The organism is Pseudomonas amygdali, assembly GCF_002699855.1.
In the GTDB taxonomy this organism is placed as follows: Bacteria; Pseudomonadota; Gammaproteobacteria; order Pseudomonadales; family Pseudomonadaceae; genus Aquipseudomonas; species Aquipseudomonas amygdali.
Genome location: NZ_LKBW01000318.1, coordinates 1 through 22,894, shown reverse-complemented (window position 1 = coordinate 22,894; position 22,894 = coordinate 1). Strand labels below are relative to the sequence as shown.

Sequence of the window (22,894 nt, the reverse complement as noted above, 5' to 3'; positions counted from 1 at the left end):
CCCCAGCCGACTTTTCGTACAAAACCTAACAGCATTCCCACTCTATTGACGTGGTTTACAGAAAACCTGCAGCCTGTTCCGCGTCGTGCCAGGCTGATTCATTATTCCCAGATCGATAACCGCATTCCCAATACGTTACCGCTAAACCCCGATAACTTTGCCAAGGTCAAGACCATCGCGTTTCAGTTGCAGGAACTGGAGTCACTCACGTCGGCCATTCCGGGCTATTACTCCACCCAGCCCTACAGCCTCACCCCGCCCGTTCAAGGCATCAATACTGTAGCGGACACGCAGCAATACTTAACGAATCAGTACAGCGCACGTATCGGAACGTTGCTTTACGAGCCTGACGCGGCAAGTCAGTTAAGTCAGCAAGTCTCTGAGCTGACCAGAAGCCTTCAACCTTCGCTCGCGTTGTTCTCTTTCTATCAGAGCCTGACGCTCTCACCGCCGAATGAGCCAGCGAGCGGTGTCTATTCGACGTCGGCCGGGATCAAATCCACCGAACTTACCAATGTTTCAATTCAGGAGGACAGTCAGCATTACAGCGCTGACTGGACAATCGGCCACCAAAGCCACACCTTCTCGTTCCCGTTCGACCCGTCTGAAGGGGGGGCTATTATTACCGGCTGGTACATTCAAAACGGCTGGAACAGTGAAACCAACGGCGACTGGAAGTCCAGCGGTGCGATGATTGGGAAAACATCAGGGTCCTTCTACGTTGAAAGCAACTATGATCGAGGCTGCAACTGGAGTCTCCACGTTTATTACCTGCCCCGGTCCACATTCCCGTGGCTGGCGAGAACAACGTCCTGATCCGACCATTCACGGATAGCACTCCCCTAACCTGGCAGCCCGGGCGCACTCTCCTGGTGAGCGTGCACCCGGGCTGACGTACTTTCTTCAGGCTCTGCTGTGCCCTCCGGTTCCAGCGTTCGCCGTAAGCGCTTCATAAGCCACACGTGCGACGCCCGGCTATCGGCGCAAGGTTCGATTTTGTCGAATCACTTTTTAATCGGCGAATCTCGACAGTTGCACATCTCCCTGCCCGTCCGGCATAACATCCCCCTGTCCAAATCACCAAAGCCCTCCCGCTCATGTCCACGCTGACCGCCCCACGCCTTTGTCGCGTCCTTTCACTGATGGCCGTTACGCTGCTCGCCGGCTGCTCCAGCGTTTCCTATTACGGCCAGTTGGCTCAAGGGCAGTGGCAATTGCTGCAGGCTCGCGAACCGGTGGCGAAGATCGTCGCAGACCCGAAGCGGGATGCCGGGTTGCGTGAGCGTCTGGCCCGTTCACAGTTGGCACGGACGTTTGCCAGTGAGCATTTGCATCTGCCGGATAACCAGAGCTATCGCCTGTATGCGGATCTGGGACGTCCTTATGTGGTGTGGAATGTGTTCGCCACCGACGAGTTTTCGCTGGAGCCTGTTACGCATTGTTTTCCGATTGCCGGCTGTGTCGCGTATCGCGGTTATTACAGCCCTGGCGGGGCGCGTGGTGAGGCGGCGTTGCAGCGTCAGACGGGCAAGGATGTGTATTTGAGCGGTGTGGAAGCCTATTCGACACTGGGCTGGTTCAATGACCCGATTCTCAGTTCGATGATGGGCTGGGGAGATGAGCGTTTGGCGACGCTGATTTTTCATGAGTTGGCGCATCAGCGGTTTTATGTGAAAGACGACACCGAGTTCAACGAGTCCTACGCCAGCTTCGTCGAACAGGAAGGTACGCGGCAGTGGCGTGCGGCGCGGGGTTTGCCGCCGGAGAGTGTTTCGCAGTCCGCACGGCGTGACCAGTTTATCCGGTTGGTGCTCGACACTCGGGAGCGGCTCAAGGCGTTGTATCGTCAGCCGTTGTCGGCTGAGGTGATGCGCGCGCGCAAGGCTGAAGAGTTCGAGCGGTTGCGCAGTGACTACCGCAAGTTACGCGATGAACAATGGGCAGGCGACAAGCGTTTTGATGCCTGGATCAACAGCCCTATGAACAACGCCAAGCTGCTGCCATTTGGTCTTTATGATCAGTGGGTGCCAGCGTTTGCAGCGTTGTTCAGGCAGGTGAATGGCGATTGGGTGGCGTTTTTCAATGCCGTGGAAAAGCTGGGAGGGCTGCCGGTCGAGGCGCGCAAGGCGGCGTTGCAGCGGTTGATGCCCTGAGTACGATTATTGTTACTACGCTGCACGTGGTAATGCCTTTCTGGACGCTCTGCGTCCGGCCTCGAGTGAGCGGCGCTGTGCAGATTTGTGACGCAGAGCGTCACGGGATGCATTCCTACGCTGGAGCGCAGGAACCGATAGTCAGGCCTTATCAAACCCCTCAGCCAGATGCTGATCCTTGAGCTTCACGTAGTTAGTGGCGCTGTACGGAAAAAAGGCGATTTCCTTGTCGGTTAATGCACGTACCTGTTTGACCGGGCGACCAACGTACAGAAAGCCGCTTTCCAGCACTTTGCCCGGTGGCACCAGGCTGCCTGCGCCGATGATGACCTCGTCTTCGACAACCGCGCCGTCCATGATGGTGGTGCCCATGCCGACCAGGATGCGGTTGCCGATTGTGCAGCCATGCAGCATGGCCTTGTGGCCGATGGTCACTTCGTCGCCGATCAGCAGCGGGAAACCGTCCGGGTTGAAGGGGCCTGCGTGGGTGATGTGCAGCACGCTGCCGTCCTGCACACTGGTGCGGGCACCGATGCGGATGCGGTGCATGTCGCCGCGTATCACCGTCAGCGGCCAGACGGAGCTGTCGGCTCCGATTTCAACATCGCCGATAACCACCGCTGAATGGTCGACAAAGGCCCGTTCGCCGAGGGCTGGGGTGTGGTCCTGAAACTTGCGAATGGCCACGATAGGCTCCTTCTTTGGCAGTGATAGGTGTGCAGAGCGGGTTTGGTTGCTGCGGTCGGCGTCGATTGTAATTAAGATGGCTGGGTGTTTCTTCCAGCCAAGGTGCAAAACCGTGAGCGCGAACAACCCTCTTCTGCAATCGTACGACCTGCCACCGTTTTCGGCGATTCGTGCCGAACATGTCAAACCTGCTATTGAAAAAATACTGGCGGACAACCGTGCCGCGATTGCCGACATCCTCGCTAAACAGGGGTCGACACCGACCTGGGCCGGGCTGGTCCTGACGATGGACGAATTGAATGACCGCCTGGGCGCTGCCTGGAGCCCGGTCAGCCACCTGAACGCCGTGTGCAACAGCGCTGAGCTGCGCGAAGCGTATGAGTCGTGCCTGCCGGCGTTGAGCGCCTACTCCACCGAGATGGGCCAGAATCGCGCACTGTTTCAGGCCTATGAAGCGCTGGCCAACGGTCCTGAAGCCGCCACCTTTTACGTCGGTCAGAAGACCATTCTGGAGCAATCGCTGCGCGATTTCCGCCTGTCCGGCATCGATCTGCCGCCTGAACAGCAGAAGCGTTACGCTGAAGTGCAGAGCAAACTGTCGGAGCTGGGCAGCCAGTTTTCCAACCAGTTGCTCGATGCCACTCAGGCCTGGACCAAGCTGGTTGCCGATGAGTCCGCCCTCGCCGGCCTGACCGATTCTGCCAAACAGCAGATGGCTGTCGCCGCCAAGGCCAAGGATCTGGAAGGCTACCTGATCACGCTGGAATTCCCGAGCTACTACGCGGTGATGACCTACGCCGAAGACCGCGCACTGCGTGAAGAAGTCTATGCGGCATACTGCACTCGCGCGTCGGATCAAGGCCCGAATGCGGGCAAGAACGACAATACCCCTGTCATGGAGCAGATCCTCGACCTGCGTCAGGAACTGGCGCAACTGCTTGGCTACGCGAACTTTGCCGAGCTGAGCCTGGCAACCAAGATGGCCGAGTCCAGCGATCAGGTGCTGAGCTTCCTGCGTGACCTGGCCAAGCGCAGCAAGCCGTTCGCGGCCCAGGACCTGGAGCAGCTCAAGGCCTACGCCGCCGAACAGGGTTGCCCGGATCTGCAAAGCTGGGACAGCGGTTTCTACGGCGAGAAGCTGCGCGAACAGCGCTATAGCGTTTCCCAGGAAATCCTGCGTGCCTACTTCCCCATCGATAAAGTGCTCGGCGGTCTGTTCGCTATCGTCCAGCGTCTGTACGGCATCGAGATTGCCGAGCAAAAAGGCTTCGACACCTGGCACCCGGATGTTCGTCTGTTCGAGATCAAGGAAAACGGCCAGCACGTCGGGCGTTTCTTCTTCGATCTGTATGCGCGCGCCAACAAGCGTGGCGGTGCCTGGATGGACGGCGCTCGTGATCGCCGTCGCACGGCTGAAGGCACACTGCAAAGCCCGGTGGCCAATCTGGTGTGCAACTTCACGCCTGCGGTCGCGGGCAAGCCTGCGCTGCTGACCCACGATGAAGTCACCACGCTGTTCCACGAATTCGGTCATGGCCTGCATCATCTGCTGACCCGTATCGATCATGCCGGCGTATCCGGTATCAACGGCGTGGCCTGGGACGCAGTCGAGTTGCCGAGCCAGTTCATGGAAAACTGGTGCTGGGAGCCCGAAGGCCTGGCGCTGATCTCCGGTCATTACGAAACCGGCGAGCCATTGCCGCAGGACCTGCTGGAGAAAATGCTCGCCGCCAAGAACTTCCAGTCCGGCCTGATGATGGTGCGTCAGCTGGAGTTCTCGCTGTTCGACTTTGAATTGCACGCCACCCACGGCGACGGCCGCAGCGTGCTGGAGGTGCTGGAAGGCATTCGTGACGAGGTGTCGGTGATGCGTCCGCCTGCTTACAACCGTTTCCCGAACAGCTTCGCGCACATCTTCGCAGGTGGTTATGCCGCCGGTTATTACAGCTACAAGTGGGCCGAAGTGCTGTCTGCCGATGCGTTCTCGAAATTCGAGGAAGACGGTGTGCTCAACGCCGAAACCGGCCGCGCCTTCCGCGAAGCCATTCTGGCCCGTGGCGGTTCACAGGCACCGATGGTGCTGTTCGTCGACTTCCGCGGACGCGAGCCGTCGATTGACGCACTCTTGCGTCACAGTGGCTTGAGTGAGGACGCGGCAGCATGACCGATACACCGGTAATCATTACCAAGAAACGCTTCATCGCCGGGGCTGTTTGCCCGGCGTGCAGCGAGCCTGACAAGCTCATGATGTGGAGCGAAAACGACGTGCCGCACCGCGAATGCGTGGGTTGCGGCTACAGCGATACGCTCAACGAACAAGGTATTTCGATACCGAAGGAGCTGGGTACACGGGTCAACAAGGTGGTGGTCAAACCGGCAGACCCGAAGGTGCAGGGTGTGCAGTTTTTTCCGAATCCGAAGTTGAAGAAGCCGGTGGATCCTGAGTGACGTGATCGGTCGGGTCAAAATGAAAGGTTCGTTCGTCTGAACGAACCTTTTTTATAGCTCGCCGCCTCAGGTTATCAGCGACAGAAATTACCAATCGGCCAATTCAGCCACCTTCTTCCTGAAGGCTAGCGCCAGAACCGTCAGCACTTCCTCATCCCTGCCCAGCTCGCCGAAAATCTTGTGATTTCCGTGCGGGTGCAGCCTGACCCAGGCTTGTTCTTGCAGGTCGTCGTCCTCATAAAACTGGATGGCTATTACAGGATGGTTATGTTGCTCGATATCTTCAGCCCACAACCGTATCTCATACTTTGCCATCACCCACCTCGTTCTCAGGTAAATGCGCCATTACCCGGCAGCCGAGTTGGCGTTTCCCTACAGTAGGGCGCGACTAAAAATGCGTCTACTGACAGAAATGGCAGGTGGTTGTTTGTACAGGAAGTTAAAACACGCGAGTAACAGGCTGGAACGGTATCGACTCGTTCATGCAGGCAAGCGGCGCGCACCGCTTGCCCATGAAGAAGCCGATGTCTCAGCCTGCTGCCTGAAGCCTGCGTTTCTCTGCCAGACGGCTTCTGCCGTACAGCACCGCAATGGCGATCAGGGCAATGGCCTGTGCGCTCAGCGAGTACAGGTCGGCGTGGATACCCAGCCAGTCGAACTCGAAGAACGGCACGGGCCTGGTACCGAATATGCCCGCTTCCTGTAGCGCCTTGACGCCGTGACCGGCAAACACCACTGACAGCGCGCACAGCAGCGCAGCGTTGATACCGAAGAACAGCGACAGCGGCAGCTTCGCCGAACCGCGCAGGATGACCCATGCCAGGCCCACGAGCAGCACCAGCGCCGTGGCACCACCCGCCAGCACGGCATCGTGCCCGGCGGGTCCTGCCTGCAACCACAGGGTTTCATAGAACAGGATGACTTCGAACAGCTCGCGATACACCGAGAAGAACGCCAGCACCGCGAAGCCGAAACGACCACCGCCGCCGACCAGACTGCTTTTGACATAGTCCTGCCATGCGGCGGCATGACGACGGTCGTGCATCCACACACCAAGCCAGAGCACCATTACGCTGGCAAACAGCGCGGTGGCACCTTCCAGCAATTCACGCTGTGCGCCGCTGACGTCGATGACATACGCTGCCAGCGCCCAGGTGCCCAGCCCGGCCAGCAAAGCCAGACCCCAGCCGATGTTGACGCTGCGCACCGCAGACTGCTGGCCGGTATTGCGCAGAAACGCCAGAATCGCCGCCAGTACCAGAATCGCTTCCAGCCCTTCACGCAGCAGAATCAACAAGCCCGAAACGTAGCTCAGCGACAGACTCAGACCATCGCTGCCCAACAGCCCCGCCGATTCCTTGAGCTTGCCTTTGGCCGCTTCCAGCTTTTGTGCAACCTGCGCCAGCGGCAGGCTATCCTGCAAGGACTGTCGGTAAGCCATCAGGCTTTTTTTCAGTGTCCTTGCGCACATTGGCGTCTACGTTATCCAGCGAGCTTTCGACCAGTTCGAAACCTTCCAGATACGCTGCCACCGACAAGTCATAGGCCTGCTCGCGATCACCGGCCTTGTAGGCAGCCAGGCTTTTGTCCAGCGTTACACTGGTGTAATCCAGCAGTTGCGCCGGGCCGCGCTGCACCTGTGGCGGCTGCGCGCGCTGGACACGGAAGGTTGCGCTGGCATCCGCACCCTCGGCTGCCTGAACTTCGGCAGGTGTCTGACGAGCCAGGTCGGCGATGTTGAAGGTCTTTGCTGGGTTGGCAACCGGTTGTGCACTGAAACTGGCGATATAGGTCGCGATGTCCCAACGCTGGCGGTCGTCCAGCTGGTCGGCAAATGCGGGCATATCGGTACCGGCGATGCCCAGCCCGGTCGCGTTGTAGAGGTCATAAAGACTCAGGCGATCCAGCCGTGCCGTGTCACGCAGGTTTGAGGGAGGCGGTTCCAGGCCGATGCCTGCCGGGCCATCACCTGCGCCGCTATCGCCATGACAGACCGAGCAATGCTGAGCGTAAAGGGGCGCACCACGGGCCGGGTCCGGAGTAATGGCCGGGGCCTGGCTGACTTCGTAGGCAAGTGCGAGCTTCGCACTTAACTGCCGCGCCTGATGCGCAGCCTGTACACCGTCCTGTCGACCCGCTACGGCGCTTTTCAGCTGCGTCACGGCCCGTTCCAGGTCAGCACGCTCTGCGCGTTGCGGCAGGGCCACGACGAGGCTTTGCAGCGCCGCCAGGTTGTCGACCTGCTGCTGATACTCGGCGCTATTCACGACCTTGCCATCCGCCACAGTGGCCGGATAGTCGGCACCCAGATAATCCAGCAGATGCAACGCCTGGGCTGCGCCCTCGACAGGATCAGCCAGCGTGACGCCGCTGCACAGCGCCAGTAGCGGTATGAGCAGCCAGGCAAGGAAACGAGAACGGAGGGGCATTGCAGAATCTCGACAGGAGTGCGATGCGGTGCATTGTTAACGCCGCAAGAGCACTACTCAAGAGTCGAGGTCTATTTTTGTTACTGAATCTTACATTCGGCTTTCAGATAACCTTTGAACAGGACGTTTGCCCGTTCAAAGGCTTGAAGAGGTCGGCAGGTTTACGCTGTACCGCGATGCAGCGTGGCCAGAAACCCTGCGGCCCCTACGAACAGACTGGCAAACGTACGATTCAGGCGACGCTGCTGGCGAGGTGTCTTCAACATGCGCAGCACCTTCGACGCCAGCCCGGTGTAGCCGGCCATCACGATCAGATCGACCACGACCATGGTCGCCGCGATAATGGCGTACTGGATGAGCAGTGGAGCAGCCGGTTCGATGAATTGCGGCAAAATCGCCAGCATGAAGATCAGAGCCTTGGGGTTGCTGATATTGACCAGAAAACCGCGGATCACCAGCGTCATCGGTTTGCCGACAGGGCGCACGGCAGACTCGTCGCCAAGGTCAGCAGGCAATGCGCGCCATTGCTTGATGCCCAGATAGACCAGGTACGCCACGCCGAACCACTTGATCAACGTGAAGGCCATCTCGGAAGCTGCCAATACCGCGCCGAGCCCGGCAGCAACAATCGCGATCTGCGCCACCAATGCAATTTGCAGCCCCAGGGCATTCCAGTAGCCGCGCAGGAAACCGTATTGCAGGCCGCAGGACATGGAGGCGATAGCGCCTGCGCCAGGGGAAAGGCTGATAATCCAGCAGGCTGCAAAGAAGCCCAGCCACGTTTCAAGCGCCATCACACACCTCAAGCAAAGTCGAATGCCCGATAAATTAGTGGTTAACGCTTTGGAAGGCTAACTATTTTTAATCCTGCTCGTCAGGCTGCTTCGCAACCACCATCTGTGGAAACAGATCACTGTCGCGCCAGCGCCGGACCGACTTCTGGAAGAACTGGCTGTTGGGCACCTGAACCAACGCGCCACCGGCTTCCGGGGTCTCGATCAGGGTGGTGAACATCAGATTGATAGCGACCACGCGACCTTTTACCCCGGGCTTGTCCAGCGTATCGACCAGCTCGACCATGTCACCGATGCGGAACGGGCCGATGGTGAAGATCAAAATGGCGCAGAGCAGGTTCGACAGCACGCTCCACATGGCGAAGAACGCCACCGCCGCGACGGCTACAAAGCCGGACAGTGCCGTCCACAGCACCGTGGCCGAAACTCCGAGGCGGCCGAGGACGAGAACAAACGCGCTGCCCATGATCAACCAGCGCAAGCCGCCACGCACCGGCACCAGCAGCTCTGGCGGCAACGGATAACGCTCGCCCAGACCGGTCAGAAAACCGCCCACGATGCGTTGCAATACGTAACCGGCCAACAGGATCAGCAGAATCTGCGCACCCACCAGCAGCGGTTCAAGCCAGTACGCGGATACCGGCAGGCCCAACATGTCCATCACTTCCCTGCCTCGCTCACGACAATGCTTCCAGTTCGGCCTGCATGGACTCCAGCAGTTCCAGCGCTTGCATCCAGGCGTCTTCCAGCTCGGACTCACGCACTTTCAGCTTGGCCTGCTCGGCCAGCAGGTCGCGCAGTTTGTCCTTGTTGGCCGCCTCGTAGTTGGTGCTGTCCGCCAGCGCTTCCTCGACCTTGGCGAGTTTTTCATTCACCAGCCCAAGGTCACGCTCCAGCTTGTCGGCTTCACGCTTGTGTGGCGCCAGTTGCTGACGCAAGGCCGCTGCCTGCTGACGTTGGGCTTTCTTGTCAGTCTTGTCGGCGTTGACTGGCGTGGTGCTGACCGGCGCGTTGCGCAGGCGGTAATCGGCCAGCCAGCGCGTGTAGTCATCCAGATCGCCGTCGAACTCCTGTACGCGGCCGTCAGCCACCAGCAGGAAGTCATCGGTGGTGCTCTTGAGCAAGTGCCGATCGTGAGACACCACCAGTACCGCGCCACCGAACTCCTGCAAGGCCATGGTCAGCGCCAGACGCATCTCCAGATCGAGGTGGTTGGTCGGTTCATCGAGCAGCAACAGGTTGGGCTTTTCCCAGGCGATCAGTGCCAGCGCCAAGCGGGCTTTCTCGCCACCGGAGAAATTCAGCACGGGCTCATCCAGGCGCGCGCCACGGAAATCGAAGCCGCCGAGGAAGTCGCGCAGTGTCTGTTCACGTTCAGTAGGTGCCAGACGCTGCAAGTGCAGCAATGGCGTGGCCTTCGCATCCAGTGAGTCAAGCTGATGCTGGGCGAAGTAGCTGACGGTGAGGTTTTCACCTCGAACCAGTCGACCGCTCTGCGGCTCAAGCTCGCCAGCCAGATTTTTGATCAACGTCGACTTGCCCGCGCCGTTGGGGCCCAGCAGGCCGATGCGCGCGCCCGGCGTGAGTTGCAGCTTGACCTTCTCGAGGATGGTCTTGTCGCCGTAACCCAGACGCGCGTCTGACAGATCCAGCAACGGGCTGGAGATCTTGTCGGACTCGCGGAAAACGAAGTTGAACGGTGAGTCGACGTGCGCGGCCGACAGCTCTTCCATGCGCTCCAGCGCCTTGATCCGGCTTTGTGCCTGACGGGCCTTGGTAGCCTGGGCCTTGAAGCGCGCGATGTACTTTTCCATGTGCGCGCGTTGCGCCTGCTGCTTCTCGTAGGCCTGTTGCTGCTGGGCCAGACGTTCGGCACGAGCGCGCTCGAACGCGCTCGAACGCGCTGTAGCCGCCACGATAGAGGGTGATCTTGCGTTGCTCGACGTGAGCGATGTGATCGACCACAGCGTCCAGAAAATCCCGGTCGTGAGAAATCAGCAGCAAGGTGCCGGGGTAGCTTTTGAGCCAGTCTTCAAGCCATAGAATGGCGTCGAGGTCCAAGTGGTTGGTCGGTTCGTCGAGCAGCAACAGGTCCGACGGGCACATCAGCGCCTGCGCGAGGTTCAGGCGCATACGCCAGCCGCCGGAGAAACTGCCGACCTGACGTTCCATCTGTTCGTTGGTGAAACCCAGCCCGGCCAGCAGCTTGCGCGCCCGCGCGTCTGCGGTATAACCGTCGGCGCTGTCGAGCTCCGAATGCAGACGCGCCTGAGCAGCGCCGTCCTGCGCGGCTTCCGCTTCGGCCAGCAGACGCTGAACCTCGCGCAGGCGCTCGTCGCCGTCGAGCACGTAGTCCACGCCCAGGCGCTCAAGGGTGTCGACCTCCTGACGCATATGCGCGATACGCCAGTCGGCGGGCAGCAGGCAGTCACCGGCGTCGGGCGTCAGCTCGCCACGCAGCAAGGCGAACATGCTGGATTTACCGGCGCCATTGGCACCGATCAGGCCGGCTTTATGGCCGACGTGCAGGGTCAGCTCGGCGTCTTCTAGCAGACGTTGCGGACCACGCTGTAAGGTAAGGCTTTGAAGTCGAATCATAATGGCGGCGGAGTCTACCAGCTTCGTCCTGAACAGGTGGATCACTATGCCTTCAGCGCTCTGGAGTTTCACCCTCGATTTCTACGCCCGTCCGGGTGTAGAGCAGGCTTGTCTGACGCTGCAAGCCAACGGGGCCAACGTGTGCATGGTGCTTTGCGGGGTCTGGCTCGGCACGCGCGAAGTGGCGTGCAATGCGCAGCGATTAACGCAAATAAGGCAATTGGCGACCCCCTGGCACGATGAAGTGGTGCGTCCGCTGCGGGATTTGCGTAACCAATGGCGCAATGCAGCGCTTGAGGACGCGGTGCTGATGACGTTGCGAATGAAGGTCAAGACGCTGGAGCTGGAGGCCGAACAGAGTCTGATGCTGAAGCTTGAGGCACTGACGGGAGACTGGCCAGCGGGTGAGGCGAGAAATGCAGAGGAATGGCTGATAGAGCTCGCTGACGGAGAGGCAGAAAAAAACCGCGATGCGCTGCAGGTGCTGCGCATCGCGGTTGATCTTGCCGTCGACCAGACTTAGGAAGCGCTGGTTGGTGTTGCGCCGTTGGCAGGTGTTGCCGGTGCGGCGGCTGGCGCAGCAGGTGCAGGCGTCGTCGGCTTTGCAGCGGCAGCAGGCGCTGGCGTAGCCGGTTTGGCGGCGGTCGGCTTCGCTGCTGGCTTGGCCGCAGGTTTTGCGACAGGCTTGGCTGCTGCTTTCACAGGTGCCTTGACTGGTGCTTTGGTCGCGGCCTTTGCGGGCGCTTTTACCGGGGCTTTGGCCGCTGGTTTGGCTACCGGAGTTTTTGCTGCTGGTTTGGCAGCGCTGCTTGCCGTCGTTTTGGCGACAGGTGCCTTGGCCGCAGCCGCTTTGGCAGCCGGCCGGGTGGCGGCAGGTTTAGCCGTAACTGGCTTGGCGGCGGCTGTTTTTGCCGCGGCGGGCTTGGCTGCTGCCGCTGCCCGGGTGGCAGGTTTGGCGGCAGCTTTGACCGGGGCCTTGGTTGCCGCAGGTTTGGCTGCAGGCTTGGCGACCGACGAAGGTTTGGCTGCAGTTTTGGCGACTGGCTTGACAGCGGCCGCTTTTACTGCGGTTTTTGCGGGTGCTTTTGCTGTAGCGGCAGTCGCTGCTTTGGCGGCGGCTTTAGGGGCAGCAGGCTTGGCATTGCGAGTGGTGAGGATCTTGCCGACCGCCTCTTTCACGCGACCGATACCCTGGGCCAGCTTCAGGCTCTCTTGGGCATCGCGCTTGAGGTGCAGAATGTAGGTGCGGGTTTCGGTCTGGCGATCCTTGAGAGCATCGAGCAACTCTTCCAGCTCGGAAACGGCGTCTTTGGCCTTGGCCTGTGCCTTGGATTTTCCGGCGGTGGCAGCGTCCTGCAGTTTGATGCGGGAGTTGTGCAGTTTTTCCTGCGCCTTGCCGCGTTGTTTCTCAAGCTTGGCGAGCAGTTTCTCGGCATCAGCCAAGGCTTGGCAACAGGCGTCTTCCAGATGTTCAAGCAAGCTGCCCGATAATTGTTGAAGCAAATGCAACGGAGTATTTACTGGCTTCTTTTTGGCCGACATGACTTACCTCCTGGGTGACGAAATTGCGGCTCATACTAGGCTTCTGCGCGCATCGCCGCTAGCGCATCTTGACAGCATCCAGGGGGCGCTGTTGCATACTGCAAAAAATGATTGCCTGACACGATGCACAGGCATTGTGAAATTCACTTGGCAAGACTCGTCACTACACGCGCTGGCGCTGGCATAATCGCTGCCTTCCCAGGCCGGAGAGCATTAATGTCGCGCTACCTGTTAACGTCGTTGTTCCTCTTGCTACCCCTGGCTCAAGCTGCCGAAGCACCACCTGCGGCGGCCGATGATGGTCATGATCTCGCCTACAGCCTGGGTGCAAGCCTGGGTGAACGCTTGCATCAGGAAGTCCCTGACCTTGATCTGAAGGCACTTGTCGACGGTCTGAAACAGGCTTATCAGGGCAAGCCGCTGGCACTCAAGCAGGAGCGTATCGACCAGGTCCTGCGTGAGCATGACGCCGCAATCGCGCAGGCCGAGACCGCAGGCACAGACGCGCCTACCGAAGCAGCCCTGAAGGCAGAGCGCACGTTCATGGACAGCGAGAAGGCCAAGCCGGGTGTGAAGGTATTGGCGGACGGGATTCTCATGACCGAGCTGACACCTGGCACGGGGCCCAAACCTGATGCCAATGGCAGGGTTGAAGTGCGCTATGTGGGTCGTTTGCCGGACGGCACGATCTTCGATCAGAGCACCCAGCCGCAATGGTTCCGGCTCGACAGCGTGATCAGCGGCTGGACCAGCGCATTGCAGACGATGCCGACCGGCGCGAAATGGCGACTGGTGATTCCTTCGGATCAAGCCTACGGCGCTGAGGGTGCTGGCGACCTGATCGATCCGTTCACTCCGCTGGTATTTGAAATCGAGCTGATTGCCGTTTCACAGTAAGCGGATGTAAATCCGGAATCCAGAAACGCGAAAGGGTGCAAAAGCACCCTTGCGGTTTGTAGCCTATGCACGCGAGCGGTCACACCTGCGCGGCGATCTCTTCCTTGTGGGAGTTGTGCAGCACTTCAATCAGGCAGTCTTCCAGCTCGAAGCGCTCGTGCAGCAGTTGCCCCAGCTGGTTGAATTCCTTGGCCACCACCGTAGCGTCCGAGCAGTCGCCCTTGTCGCAACGATCATTGAACGTCAACGCAAACTTGGTAATGACGTCCAGGCGCGGGTAGATCGTGTCAGCCAGCTCGAGCCCACGCTCGTCGTTGAACGCACGGGCTTCATCACCCAGCTGTTCATAGACCTCAAAGTGGCCGGCCGAGACGTAATCGACAAGAACTCCACAGAAGTTCTGCAAGCCTTCACGGTCGGCTGCCAGAGCCTGGGGCGTGTCGCCCAGCGCATCGTAGGCTTCGACCAGTTCGAGGCGGCTTTGAAGCCAGCGATCAATCAGCTTATTGACTCCGCCCCAGCGTTCCTGAGCATTCTGACAACTTTCCAGCATGGTCTTCTCTCTTCCCTTCAGGGGCATGCAGTCCTGGGCCGGTCCTGGCGGTTAGCCTGTACCTGGCCTGATAGATGCGCCAGGACAGCATATTTCCAGTGACGCGTGCGGGCCAGATTATGCCCGCTCGACAAGGCCTTCAAGGTACGCAGGAGATAAAGTTCATACAAGCGTTTAATACCTGGCCCGATCTTTGGTCGCCAGCCAGTGGCTGAATTCGCTGAAAAGAGGATACAGGGGTAACAGCGCAAGGCCGGTAAATGCCAGCAGACTCCACTCTGGCAGGCTTATACCGAACAGGGTCCAGGTGATTTCTGCGCAAAACATTGCATCGCTTCGCAGCCGGTCAATGCACATGTCCAGTGAGAGCAGGCTTAACAGATGCTCCAGTCTGGTAATGAAAGGTATCAATTGATCTGCCGAGGCGGTTTGCAGCCATACCTGAGCGCCTGCCGTAACAAGCCCTGTCAGCGCGATCAGCAGAAAGCCCAGGCTGTAGCGCCGCATGCCTGTCGGGCCGGGAGCGTGGCAGGCAGCGCACAATGCCAACACACCGCAGGCGATGATTGCCGCGCGTTGTATCAGGCAAAGGACGCAAGGGTCGAGGCCGAAGGTTTGCTGCAGATAAAAGGCGGTGCCAATGATTGATGCACAGGCCAGCGATGCCAGGAAAAACAGGAAGCGTGTGCGAGCCAGATACATGGCAAATCCGTAACAAAGGACGAGGCGATTACGGTAGAGGAAAGGGTGCGGCGCATTCAAGGTGGCGGCGTGCGGATACGTCGCTGTTTACCTGCGAAAACAAACACACTACTACGTGGTTCTTTTACACATCGGCGTAGGAAGATTCTCACGCACTATTTTCTGATGGTCTTCGAGACAGCATGGAGAGCCCTCGCGCGGGGCTCTCCGGCAGCTTTATGCTTTGGTCAGCACAGGCACAGGGTGCGACAGGAAGCGTTCGTCAAGCAGGCCCAGGCCTTCCTGAAACAGCGTATTGCTGCGATCCGTCTCACCCAGCTGGGCCAGCAGACGAGCCAGCTCTGCGCAGGTCTCGGGATTGCGTTCCAGACGCAGGCTGCTCTCCAGATAATCCCGCGCCTTGCCCCACAATCGGCCTTGCAGGCAGATACGCCCCAGGCTCAGCAACAGGCTTGGATCGGCAGGATGATGCTTGAGCCAGCCTTCTGCCGTTTGCAGTTGCTTCAGCGGATCGCTGCCGCGCACCAGGCCATACAGACGCGCCAGATGGCTGTTGTATTCGCGCTTGAGGGCGCTACGCAGCACCTCTTCAGCCTGAGCTTCGGCGCCCAGACGACGCAATTGATCGGCATACGCCAGCACCAGTTGCGGCTCCTGACGCTGTGCGGAGCCGAGTCCTTGCCAGGCGCTTTCCAGCGAAGGCAACCCGGTGGGTGAGCCTTCGATACCATCGCGGTAGGCCGCCAGGGTCAGGTTCTCGCCCCAGGCGCGGCGCTCCAGCTCGGCAAGCTCCTTGGCTGGCAGGACCTTGTCCTTGCGCAGTTCCGGCATCAGACGGACAACATCGGACCAGTCGCCACGTTGCTGATAGAGCCGCTGCAACTGGCGAAGCACCTGAGGGTTATGTGGATGACGCTCTTTCATTGCCAGCAGCGTGGTGAGCGCACCTTCGGTGTCGCCACGATCCTGTTGCAGTTGAGCGTGATTCAGGGCAATTGCCAGCTCGGCTTGCGGCTGACGCTCCAGCGCACGCTCCAGCAAGGCATCGCAGTCTTCGTAACGCCCCTGCTCATTGGCCGCGCGGGCGGCGCCAATGTAGTAAAGCAATGGATGGGCATCGGCTTCGGCCGCCCGTTGCAGATGACGTTGTGCACTGGCCCAGCGTCCTTCGGCAAGGTCCATCTGGCCATGCTCGATAGCCAGTTGCACACGGCGACGGCGGTTACGACGCGACCATGGGTTGACCACGCGGCCTGACGTCGTCAGCAGCGTGATGACCAGCCTGAGAAGGGCGATTACCAGCAGAACTGCGACCAGCAATGCCAGCGTTGCCCATAGACTCGATTCATAGCGGAAGTTCTGATAGGCGATCAGCACGTAGCCGGAATGCTCGGCGATGGCGACACCAATCAGCGCCGCAGCGGCGATAGCGATGAATAACAGCACATAAAAGCGCTTCATCGGCTGGTCCCCTGTTGCGCCTCGGCTGGCTGGCCCGCGGCATGACGGCGTTCAAGGTAGGCCTGCACCGAGCTCAGGCTCTGCGCAAGATCAGGGGTCTTGACCGACACAGGCTGATTGGCCAGCGCCTCAAGCCCTTGGGCGAGCACTTTGCTCTGTGGGTCGCCCTGATCGAAGTTGGCCTTCAAAACGCTCTGTGCTTCAGTGATGGCCTTGGTATAGACCTGCGGCTCGCCGTTGAGCGCCGCCCATTGCGCTTGCTCCAGCGCCAGGCTCAGTGCAAGGCGCACTTGGGAAAGGCTCTGGCCTGCCAATACCGGGCGTATATCCTTGTCGGCGTTGAAATCGATACGGAAGTAGTGGGAAATTTCGTCCCACCACTGCGTCCACCGGCTTTGTTCAGTCTTGTCGGCGGTCAGGCCCAGAAGAGACTCGCCCTTGTCTTCGTATTCAGGTGCCAGCTTGTTGAGTTGCTCAGCCTGTTCGCGTAGGGCGGCCAGTTGCAGGAACAGTCCGGTGCGGTCTGGCTGCTCAACGCTGCGCAAGGCGGCAAGGCTCTTGGCCAGTTGCTCGCGGGCGGCAAAGGAGCCGGGATCGTCCTGCTCACGTAGAATTTCGTCGGCACCCTGAACCAGCGCCTGAGCACTGTTGATGTCCTGCAGCGCTGAAAGACGCAGGCTGGCCAGACGCAGCAAATGCTCGGCCTCGGCCAGGCGCCAGTCCTTGCGGCTCGCGACCAGCACGGTTTCGAGTCGCTGGCTGAGACGCTGCTGATCGCCTTGCAATTGCGCGACCAGACGTCTGCTGTCTGCCAACTGATCGGCAGGCGGGAATTGCGCAAGGCGTGCGCTCAGCTGCTGATCATTCTGAGCCAGTACCAGCGTCTGCTCGGCGATGTCTTCAACCTGGCCGCGCTGCTGTTGGTGGCCGGCTTGCAGCATGCGCAGTTGCCAGACTCCCCAGCCTGCGACCGCGACACCAGCGATACCGAGCAGCAAGGCCAGGAATACCAAGCCACTGCTGCGGCTGCCGGTGCGCTCGGCACGTACTGGGTCAGGCTTGGGTGCAGGCGTTTTCAACACCGATTCTTCGTCTTTAGGCAAGGCTGTTTCGCTCACGTATCCCATCCTTTGCATTTTGGCGTAATAGCGTAAACGACAAGTGTCGATCATTACGCCTTGACGGCAGGCTGAGGTTGATCCCGCAACGCTGCCAGCAATGCCGTGGCGCTGGCACCACGACAATCAATAACGGTCCGGGCTCCAGCTGCCTGCGCAATGCTGGCCACCCGGGGGCTTGGTACGAACAGTGGCAAATCGGCCAGGTCTGGCCAAGAATCACCCGCCAGCTGAAGCAAATGTTCAAAACCCTGCCCACTGCTGACCACCAGCCCGTTCAAGCGTTCCACCGCAACACGTTGCGGCACGGCGTCGGGGGCATGCTGCGGCAGGTAGCGACGATACAACGGCAGGTAGTCAACTCCCACCCCCAATGCGCGCAATTGCTCGGCCAACAGTTCGCGTCCTTCGTCGCCGCGCATGATCAGCACACGGCTTCCCGGTACGGCAATCGCTTGTTTCAAGCGCGGCAACTCGAGCAAGGCTTCGCTATCATCGCCCTGCTCCGGCCAGCTCGCATCGAGCCCGTAATCAAGCAGTATCTGCCCGGTTGCTGAACCCACACTGAACCAGGGTTGCATGGGTGGCTGTGGCCACACTTCGTCGATCAGCTCGATAGCCAGCCGCGCCGCAGGTTTGCTGACCACGATCACTGCACAATAATTGAGCAGCTCGAAAATGATCGAACGCTGTGCAGGCGTCAAGGGCAATGGCTCGGTCTCGAGCAAAGGCAGGCTGCTGCTGAAGATACCGGCCTCGGCCAGCACTTTTGCCAGCGCTGCCGATTCTTCGGCCGGGCGGGTCAGCAACAGGCGCCAGGTGCTCATTCGTTGTTGGCCTCGCCATACACCGCTTTCAGAATGTCGGCGGCACCCTGCGCCAGCAGTGCTTCGGCCACCTGCACACCCAGCGCCTGGGCGGATGTCTGTGGCGCGCGGGCTTCGGCGTGCAGCAATACACTCCCGGCCGGGTCGCCCACCAGCCCGCGCAACCAGACGTCATCGCCTTCCAACACGGCGTAACAGGCGATAGGCACCTGGCAGCCACCGTTGAGGTGCTTGTTCAGCGAGCGTTCGGCAATCACGCGCACGGCGGTGTCTTCGTGATGCAGAGGTGCAAGCAAGGCATGAATTTCGGCATCGACGCTGCGGCATTCGATACCCACCGCGCCCTGCCCGCCCGCAGGCAGGCTGTCGTCGACGCTGATTGCCGAGGTGATACGATTTTCAAAGCCCAGGCGGATCAGGCCCGCAGCGGCAAGAATGATGGCGTCGTACTCGCCGGCATCGAGCTTGGCCAGGCGCGTATTGACGTTGCCACGCAGGAAGCGGATCTGCAGATCGGGGCGGCGCGCCAGCAATTGCGCCTGACGGCGCAGGCTGGAGGTGCCGACGATGCTGCCAGCTGGCAGTTCGTCCAGGCTGGCAAAGATGTTGGACACGAACGCATCGCGTGGGTCTTCGCGCTCGCAGATGCAGAACAGGCCCAGGCCTTGTGGAAAGTCCATCGGCACGTCTTTCATCGAATGCACGGCGATATCGGCGTTGTCTTCCAGAAGCGCTGTTTCCAGCTCCTTGACGAACAGACCTTTGCCGCCGATTTTCGACAGTGGGGAGTCGAGCAGCTTGTCACCACGACTGACCATGGGCACCAGCGTCACGAGCAGGCCGGGATGAGCCTGTTCGAGACGGGCCTTTACGTATTCTGCCTGCCAGAGTGCCAGCGCACTTTTGCGCGTGGCGATGCGGATTTCGCGAGAGGACATTGAACAATCCGTACTGAGTGAATGCGACGGATAATAACAGCTCAATCCCGGTCAGGGCGGCTTCGGCGCTGATTGAAACTTGCGTCAGACACTGAGCCGATCAATCAATCGGCAGTGGCTGAGGGGCGCATGGGAAAGGCTGCGCGTAGGCCAGCCGAAAAGCACATGGAGCCGGAATTCTCTCCCGTTCCATGAATCGGTCTGGGCCCAGAGGCTCCAGAGCGGCGAGGCGCTAGAGCTGCTGCATCATCTTGCGTACACCGGCTACATGGCGGCGACTGACGATCAACGCATCGCCATTAAGCCCTCTGAGAAACAGCTGGAAATGCCCCAGCGGCGTGCGCTGCAACCGTTCTATTCGCTCGCGGGCCACCAGTGCATTGCGGTGAATACGCACGAAACGGTCGCCGAATTCGTCTTCCAGCGCCTTGAGCGGCTCGTCCAGCAGCACTTCGCCACCCTCATGACGCAAGGTCACGTATTTATGATCGGCGATGAAGTAGATCACCTGATCGAGTGGAATCAGTTCGATACCCTTGCGGGTCCGCGCGCTGATATGGCTGCGTGGGCCCGATCCGCTTTCGGCAGCCGGACGGGTCAACGCCGCCAGTTGCACGCGGTTTGGCCGCTCGGCTTTCCTCAATGCTTCGACGAGGTGCTCGGAGCGCACAGGCTTGACCAGATAGCCGACTGCACTGACCTGGAAAGCTTCCAGGGCGAATTCATCGTGGGCAGTGCAAAACACCACCGCAGGCGGCGCTTCCCGCTCGCACAGGCGCGCTGCAACCTGCAGGCCATCGAGACCCGGCATGCGGATATCGAGCAGCACCACGTCCGGTTTGTGAGTTTCAATCAGCGCCAAGGCTTCTTCACCATTGGAGGCGCTGGGTTCCAGTACTCGATAACCCTCAATCTCATTGACCATGCGGCTCAATCGCTCGCGGGCCAGGGGTTCGTCATCAACGATCAGGACATTCATATAGCTCTGGCTTCCTGCGTGAGTCTCGCACAAGGATAGCGTAGACAGGTGTAGTGACGACCGTCACGGCGCTCCACGCTCAGACTGGCGTGCGGGCCAAAAAGTGCCGCAATACGTGCGCCTATATTCGTCAGAGCCTGCTGAGTACCGTTGGAAGTCTGCCGATTGGCAACTTCTTCATAGGGATTACTGACGCTCAATATGAACTCTCCCCCTTCATAGTTCGCTTCGACCGTTACAACGCCCCCCTCGACTCGCGGAGCAATGCCATAAATCAAAGCGTTTTCAAGTAATGGCTGCAAGGTTAGCTGGGGAATCGGCAAGTCATCGGGAATTGCACTCACCCTCCAGTCCAACTGTAGACGCTCGCCAAGACGATATTGCTCAATCGATAAATATCGTTTTGCCAATGCCAGCTCTTCGCCCCACGTTACCAGGCTGCCGGGCTTGGGCAGACTGGCGCGAAACAGGTCTGAAAGGTCGAGTACCGCCTGCTCTGCCTTGACCGGGTTGCTGGCAACCAGGCTGGCAATGCTGTTGAGGGTATTGAACAGAAAGTGCGGGCGGATTCGCGCCTGCAGCGATTCGATCCTCGCGCGCAGCTCGCCTTGTTGCTGCTTGCGCCACTGACTCTGCAAATAGAAATAGCGCAGCATCAGGGCGGACATGATCAACGCAATTGTCGAGTAGCGCAGGTAGCGCTCGACCATCCCGCCGATTGAAATCCGTCCGGTGAGCTGACAGACATCGGTGACGGCTGTGCACAGCAACGTCAGGCCGACCACCAGCAGGCAACTGAGCATGCCAGCCAGCCCCGGCGTCAGGCGCGCCAGCCAGGGTCGCAAACCACACAGCAGCGCTGCGGAGAGCAGCACGATCCATTGCACGAACAGCGACATCAGCGCCAGACGTACCCAGTCGAAGCCGGTATGCATCGGTTCTACCAGCACCAGAACCAGCACCAGCAGCTCCGCCAGAACGACAAGCACCAGCAATGCCTGCGGCAGGCACACTTCGGGGAGGAAAAAGTCTTTGCCGGGCACAGGCCGGGCATCGTGTTTCACAGGTTCGATTCGCATGCCTCCAGTCTCTGCCCTGGCCTCGTCAGCGGCAAGCTGTCCGGGGATAAAAATGCATCAACCCTGTTATCATCGCAATCGCCCTTGTGCCAGGTAACGGGCACGCCACTTTCTGTTAGCAACGAGCGAATCCATGAGCACCGACAAGACCAATCAGTCCTGGGGCGGCCGCTTCAGTGAACCCGTCGACGCGTTTGTCGCGCGTTTCACTGCCTCCGTCACCTTCGATCAACGTCTGTATCGCCACGACATCATGGGCTCCATCGCCCACGCCACGATGCTGGCCAAGGTGGGCGTTCTGACCGACGCCGAGCGTGACACCATCGTTGACGGCCTGAACACCATCCAGGCCGAGATCGAGGCCGGCCAGTTCGAGTGGCGCGTCGATCTGGAAGACGTGCACATGAACATTGAAGCACGCCTGACCGATCGCATCGGTATCACCGGCAAGAAGCTGCACACCGGTCGCAGCCGCAACGATCAGGTCGCCACCGATATCCGTCTGTGGCTGCGCGACGAAATCGACCTGATCCTGAGCGAAATCACGCGTCTGCAGCAAGGCCTGCTGGGCCAGGCCGAGCGCGAAGCTGAAACCATCATGCCCGGTTTCACCCATTTGCAGACCGCCCAGCCCGTTACATTCGGTCATCATATGCTGGCCTGGTTCGAAATGCTCAGCCGCGACTACGAGCGTCTGGTCGACTGCCGCAAGCGTCTCAACCGCATGCCTCTGGGCAGCGCTGCGCTGGCAGGCACCACCTACCCGATCGACCGCGAACTGACCTGCAAACTGCTGGGCTTCGATGTCGTGGGCGGTAATTCGCTGGACGGCGTATCGGATCGCGACTTCGCCATCGAATTCTGCTCGGCCGCGTCCATCGCGATGATGCACTTGTCGCGCTTCTCCGAAGAGCTGGTGCTCTGGACCAGTGCGCAGTTCCAGTTCATTTATCTGCCGGATCGCTTCTGTACCGGCAGCTCGATCATGCCGCAGAAGAAAAATCCCGATGTGCCTGAACTGGTACGCGGCAAGAGCGGCCGTGTGTTCGGTGCCCTGATGGGCCTGCTGACCCTGATGAAAGGCCAGCCTCTGGCCTACAACAAGGACAATCAGGAAGACAAGGAACCGCTGTTCGACGCTGCCGACACTCTGCGTGATTCGCTGCGTGCGTTTGCCGACATGATCCCGGCAATCAAACCCAGGCACGCGATCATGCGTGAAGCCGCGCTGCGCGGGTTCTCGACCGCGACCGATCTGGCCGACTATCTGGTGCGCCGTGGTCTGCCGTTCCGTGACTGCCACGAGATCGTTGGTCATGCCGTGAAATATGGCGTGGAAACCGGCAAGGACCTGGCAGAAATGAGCCTGGAAGAACTGCGTCAGTTCAGTAACCAGATTGAGCAGGACGTGTTTGCCGTGCTGACCCTGGAAGGCTCGGTCAACGCCCGTAACCACATCGGCGGCACCGCACCCGAACAGGTCTGCGCCGCCGTGGTCCGCGGTCAGGAACTGCTGGCCGGGCGCTGAATACAACCAAGGCATTCCTTTAGCGTGAGGAACGACCATTCAACTATCGTGCGACGCTCCGCGTCGAATGTCGTTCTGAACGCTCTGCGTCCGCTCTTGATTGCGCGGCGCAGCGCAGATTTGTGACGCAGAGCGTCACCCACGGCATTCCCACGCTGGAG

At 59.9% G+C, this 22,894-nt stretch carries 20 protein-coding genes and 2 pseudogenes; 7 read left to right on the top strand and 15 right to left on the bottom strand.

Going from position 1 to position 22,894, the window contains the following annotated elements:
* Positions 1-816: dynein light chain family protein (locus AO277_RS26230; RefSeq protein WP_503434373.1), on the top strand; the 816-nt coding region annotated here is incomplete at its 5' end.
* 281 nt (positions 817-1,097) lie between these two features.
* A complete protein-coding gene (locus tag AO277_RS26225) occupies positions 1,098-2,153 on the top strand; it encodes an aminopeptidase (RefSeq protein ID WP_044319162.1) in 1,056 nt (351 codons plus the stop codon).
* A gap of 141 nt (positions 2,154-2,294) precedes the next feature.
* Here the strand turns inward: AO277_RS26225 and AO277_RS26220 are convergent, their stop codons facing one another.
* Positions 2,295-2,840: a gamma carbonic anhydrase family protein gene (locus AO277_RS26220; protein ID WP_002551357.1), complete on the bottom strand. Its 546-nt coding sequence runs from the start codon at positions 2,838-2,840 to the stop codon at positions 2,295-2,297.
* A gap of 112 nt (positions 2,841-2,952) precedes the next feature.
* Here AO277_RS26220 and prlC point away from each other — a divergent pair, with 112 nt between their 5' ends.
* Together prlC and AO277_RS26210 are read left to right on the top strand one after the other, a co-directional pair.
* Positions 2,953-5,004 carry an oligopeptidase A gene (gene prlC, locus AO277_RS26215; protein WP_044319163.1) on the top strand — a complete coding sequence of 684 codons (2,052 nt, stop codon included), beginning with the start codon at positions 2,953-2,955 and terminating at the stop codon, positions 5,002-5,004.
* Entirely contained in the window at positions 5,001-5,288 is a 288-nt protein-coding gene (locus AO277_RS26210; RefSeq protein WP_005732774.1) for a YheV family putative zinc ribbon protein, read from the top strand. Before prlC ends, AO277_RS26210 begins: the two co-directional genes overlap by 4 nt.
* A gap of 87 nt (positions 5,289-5,375) precedes the next feature.
* Here AO277_RS26210 and AO277_RS26205 read toward each other — a convergent pair whose 3' ends face one another.
* The 5 genes and pseudogenes from AO277_RS26205 to AO277_RS26185 all read right to left on the bottom strand — a co-directional run bounded on the left by AO277_RS26205 (position 5,376) and on the right by AO277_RS26185 (position 11,109).
* A complete protein-coding gene (locus tag AO277_RS26205) occupies positions 5,376-5,603 on the bottom strand; it encodes a hypothetical protein (RefSeq protein WP_002551360.1) in 228 nt (75 codons plus the stop codon).
* Between the two features lie 214 nt (positions 5,604-5,817).
* Positions 5,818-7,717 (bottom strand): annotated as a pseudogene (locus AO277_RS26200) (FTR1 family protein).
* Positions 7,718-7,878: 161 nt separating this feature from the next.
* A complete protein-coding gene (locus AO277_RS26195; protein ID WP_002551362.1) occupies positions 7,879-8,511 on the bottom strand; it encodes a LysE family transporter in 633 nt (210 codons plus the stop codon).
* Between the two features lie 67 nt (positions 8,512-8,578).
* Positions 8,579-9,172 carry a mechanosensitive ion channel family protein gene (locus AO277_RS26190; RefSeq protein ID WP_044319164.1) on the bottom strand — a complete coding sequence of 198 codons (594 nt, stop codon included), beginning with the start codon at positions 9,170-9,172 and terminating at the stop codon, positions 8,579-8,581.
* A gap of 16 nt (positions 9,173-9,188) precedes the next feature.
* Positions 9,189-11,109, bottom strand: a pseudogene (locus AO277_RS26185) (ATP-binding cassette domain-containing protein).
* Between the two features lie 46 nt (positions 11,110-11,155).
* On the opposite strand from AO277_RS26185, the gene AO277_RS26180 reads away from it, so the two are divergent.
* Entirely contained in the window at positions 11,156-11,632 is a 477-nt protein-coding gene (locus tag AO277_RS26180) for a TIGR02444 family protein (RefSeq protein ID WP_002551365.1), read from the top strand.
* Here AO277_RS26180 and AO277_RS26175 read toward each other — a convergent pair.
* On the bottom strand, positions 11,629-12,651 hold the full coding sequence (locus tag AO277_RS26175) for an AlgP family protein (RefSeq protein WP_044319165.1): 1,023 nt from the start codon (positions 12,649-12,651) through the stop codon (positions 11,629-11,631). The two genes, AO277_RS26180 and AO277_RS26175, sit on opposite strands and share 4 nt — an antisense overlap.
* Before the next feature lie 216 nt (positions 12,652-12,867).
* On the opposite strand from AO277_RS26175, the gene AO277_RS26165 reads away from it, so the two are divergent.
* On the top strand, positions 12,868-13,548 hold the full coding sequence (locus tag AO277_RS26165; RefSeq protein WP_002551367.1) for an FKBP-type peptidyl-prolyl cis-trans isomerase: 681 nt from the start codon (positions 12,868-12,870) through the stop codon (positions 13,546-13,548).
* Between the two features lie 79 nt (positions 13,549-13,627).
* Here AO277_RS26165 and AO277_RS26160 read toward each other — a convergent pair whose 3' ends face one another.
* The 8 genes from AO277_RS26160 to AO277_RS26120 form a co-directional block, all read right to left on the bottom strand.
* Positions 13,628-14,101, bottom strand: a complete 474-nt coding sequence (locus tag AO277_RS26160; protein ID WP_002551368.1) for an Rsd/AlgQ family anti-sigma factor — start codon at positions 14,099-14,101, stop codon at positions 13,628-13,630.
* Between the two features lie 174 nt (positions 14,102-14,275).
* Entirely contained in the window at positions 14,276-14,803 is a 528-nt protein-coding gene (locus tag AO277_RS26150) for a disulfide bond formation protein B (protein ID WP_005732781.1), read from the bottom strand.
* A 216-nt stretch (positions 14,804-15,019) separates the two neighbouring features.
* Positions 15,020-16,264 (bottom strand): heme biosynthesis protein HemY, encoded by a 1,245-nt coding sequence (locus tag AO277_RS26145; RefSeq protein WP_044319166.1) that lies wholly within the window; start codon positions 16,262-16,264, stop codon positions 15,020-15,022.
* Complete coding sequence (locus tag AO277_RS26140; protein WP_044319167.1) at positions 16,261-17,382, bottom strand: uroporphyrinogen-III C-methyltransferase; 1,122 nt, start codon at positions 17,380-17,382, stop codon at positions 16,261-16,263. Before AO277_RS26140 ends, AO277_RS26145 begins: the two co-directional genes overlap by 4 nt.
* Before the next feature lie 53 nt (positions 17,383-17,435).
* Positions 17,436-18,209, bottom strand: coding sequence for a uroporphyrinogen-III synthase (locus AO277_RS26135; RefSeq protein ID WP_002551372.1), 774 nt, complete (start codon positions 18,207-18,209; stop codon positions 17,436-17,438).
* The gene (gene hemC / locus AO277_RS26130; protein ID WP_044319168.1) at positions 18,206-19,147 is read right to left on the bottom strand and encodes a hydroxymethylbilane synthase; all 942 of its coding nucleotides are present in this window, start codon (positions 19,145-19,147) and stop codon (positions 18,206-18,208) included. The genes AO277_RS26135 and hemC overlap by 4 nt, the downstream gene beginning before the upstream one ends.
* A 232-nt stretch (positions 19,148-19,379) precedes the next feature.
* Positions 19,380-20,126, bottom strand: coding sequence for a LytR/AlgR family response regulator transcription factor (locus AO277_RS26125; protein ID WP_002551374.1), 747 nt, complete (start codon positions 20,124-20,126; stop codon positions 19,380-19,382).
* Positions 20,123-21,205: a sensor histidine kinase gene (locus AO277_RS26120; protein WP_044319169.1), complete on the bottom strand. Its 1,083-nt coding sequence runs from the start codon at positions 21,203-21,205 to the stop codon at positions 20,123-20,125. Before AO277_RS26120 ends, AO277_RS26125 begins: the two co-directional genes overlap by 4 nt.
* Before the next feature lie 133 nt (positions 21,206-21,338).
* Here AO277_RS26120 and argH point away from each other — a divergent pair, with 133 nt between their 5' ends.
* Positions 21,339-22,733: an argininosuccinate lyase gene (argH, locus tag AO277_RS26115; RefSeq protein WP_044319170.1), complete on the top strand. Its 1,395-nt coding sequence runs from the start codon at positions 21,339-21,341 to the stop codon at positions 22,731-22,733.
* The last annotated feature ends 161 nt before the right edge of the window (positions 22,734-22,894 follow it).

What these genes read in the sequence shown, in the direction of transcription:
- AO277_RS26225 (WP_044319162.1), top strand. Translation starts at nt 1,098, where the DNA reads ATGTCCACGCTGACCGCCCCACGCCTTTGTCGCGTCCTTTCACTGATG.
- AO277_RS26210 (WP_005732774.1), top strand. Translation starts at nt 5,001, where the DNA reads ATGACCGATACACCGGTAATCATTACCAAGAAACGCTTCATCGCCGGG.
- AO277_RS26205 (WP_002551360.1), bottom strand. Translation starts at nt 5,603, where the DNA reads ATGGCAAAGTATGAGATACGGTTGTGGGCTGAAGATATCGAGCAACAT.
- AO277_RS26195 (WP_002551362.1), bottom strand. Translation starts at nt 8,511, where the DNA reads ATGGCGCTTGAAACGTGGCTGGGCTTCTTTGCAGCCTGCTGGATTATC.
- AO277_RS26190 (WP_044319164.1), bottom strand. Translation starts at nt 9,172, where the DNA reads ATGGACATGTTGGGCCTGCCGGTATCCGCGTACTGGCTTGAACCGCTG.
- AO277_RS26180 (WP_002551365.1), top strand. Translation starts at nt 11,156, where the DNA reads ATGCCTTCAGCGCTCTGGAGTTTCACCCTCGATTTCTACGCCCGTCCG.
- AO277_RS26175 (WP_044319165.1), bottom strand. Translation starts at nt 12,651, where the DNA reads ATGTCGGCCAAAAAGAAGCCAGTAAATACTCCGTTGCATTTGCTTCAA.
- AO277_RS26165 (WP_002551367.1), top strand. Translation starts at nt 12,868, where the DNA reads ATGTCGCGCTACCTGTTAACGTCGTTGTTCCTCTTGCTACCCCTGGCT.
- AO277_RS26160 (WP_002551368.1), bottom strand. Translation starts at nt 14,101, where the DNA reads ATGCTGGAAAGTTGTCAGAATGCTCAGGAACGCTGGGGCGGAGTCAAT.
- AO277_RS26150 (WP_005732781.1), bottom strand. Translation starts at nt 14,803, where the DNA reads ATGTATCTGGCTCGCACACGCTTCCTGTTTTTCCTGGCATCGCTGGCC.
- AO277_RS26145 (WP_044319166.1), bottom strand. Translation starts at nt 16,264, where the DNA reads ATGAAGCGCTTTTATGTGCTGTTATTCATCGCTATCGCCGCTGCGGCG.
- AO277_RS26135 (WP_002551372.1), bottom strand. Translation starts at nt 18,209, where the DNA reads ATGAGCACCTGGCGCCTGTTGCTGACCCGCCCGGCCGAAGAATCGGCA.
- hemC (WP_044319168.1), bottom strand. Translation starts at nt 19,147, where the DNA reads ATGTCCTCTCGCGAAATCCGCATCGCCACGCGCAAAAGTGCGCTGGCA.
- AO277_RS26125 (WP_002551374.1), bottom strand. Translation starts at nt 20,126, where the DNA reads ATGAATGTCCTGATCGTTGATGACGAACCCCTGGCCCGCGAGCGATTG.
- AO277_RS26120 (WP_044319169.1), bottom strand. Translation starts at nt 21,205, where the DNA reads ATGCGAATCGAACCTGTGAAACACGATGCCCGGCCTGTGCCCGGCAAA.
- argH (WP_044319170.1), top strand. Translation starts at nt 21,339, where the DNA reads ATGAGCACCGACAAGACCAATCAGTCCTGGGGCGGCCGCTTCAGTGAA.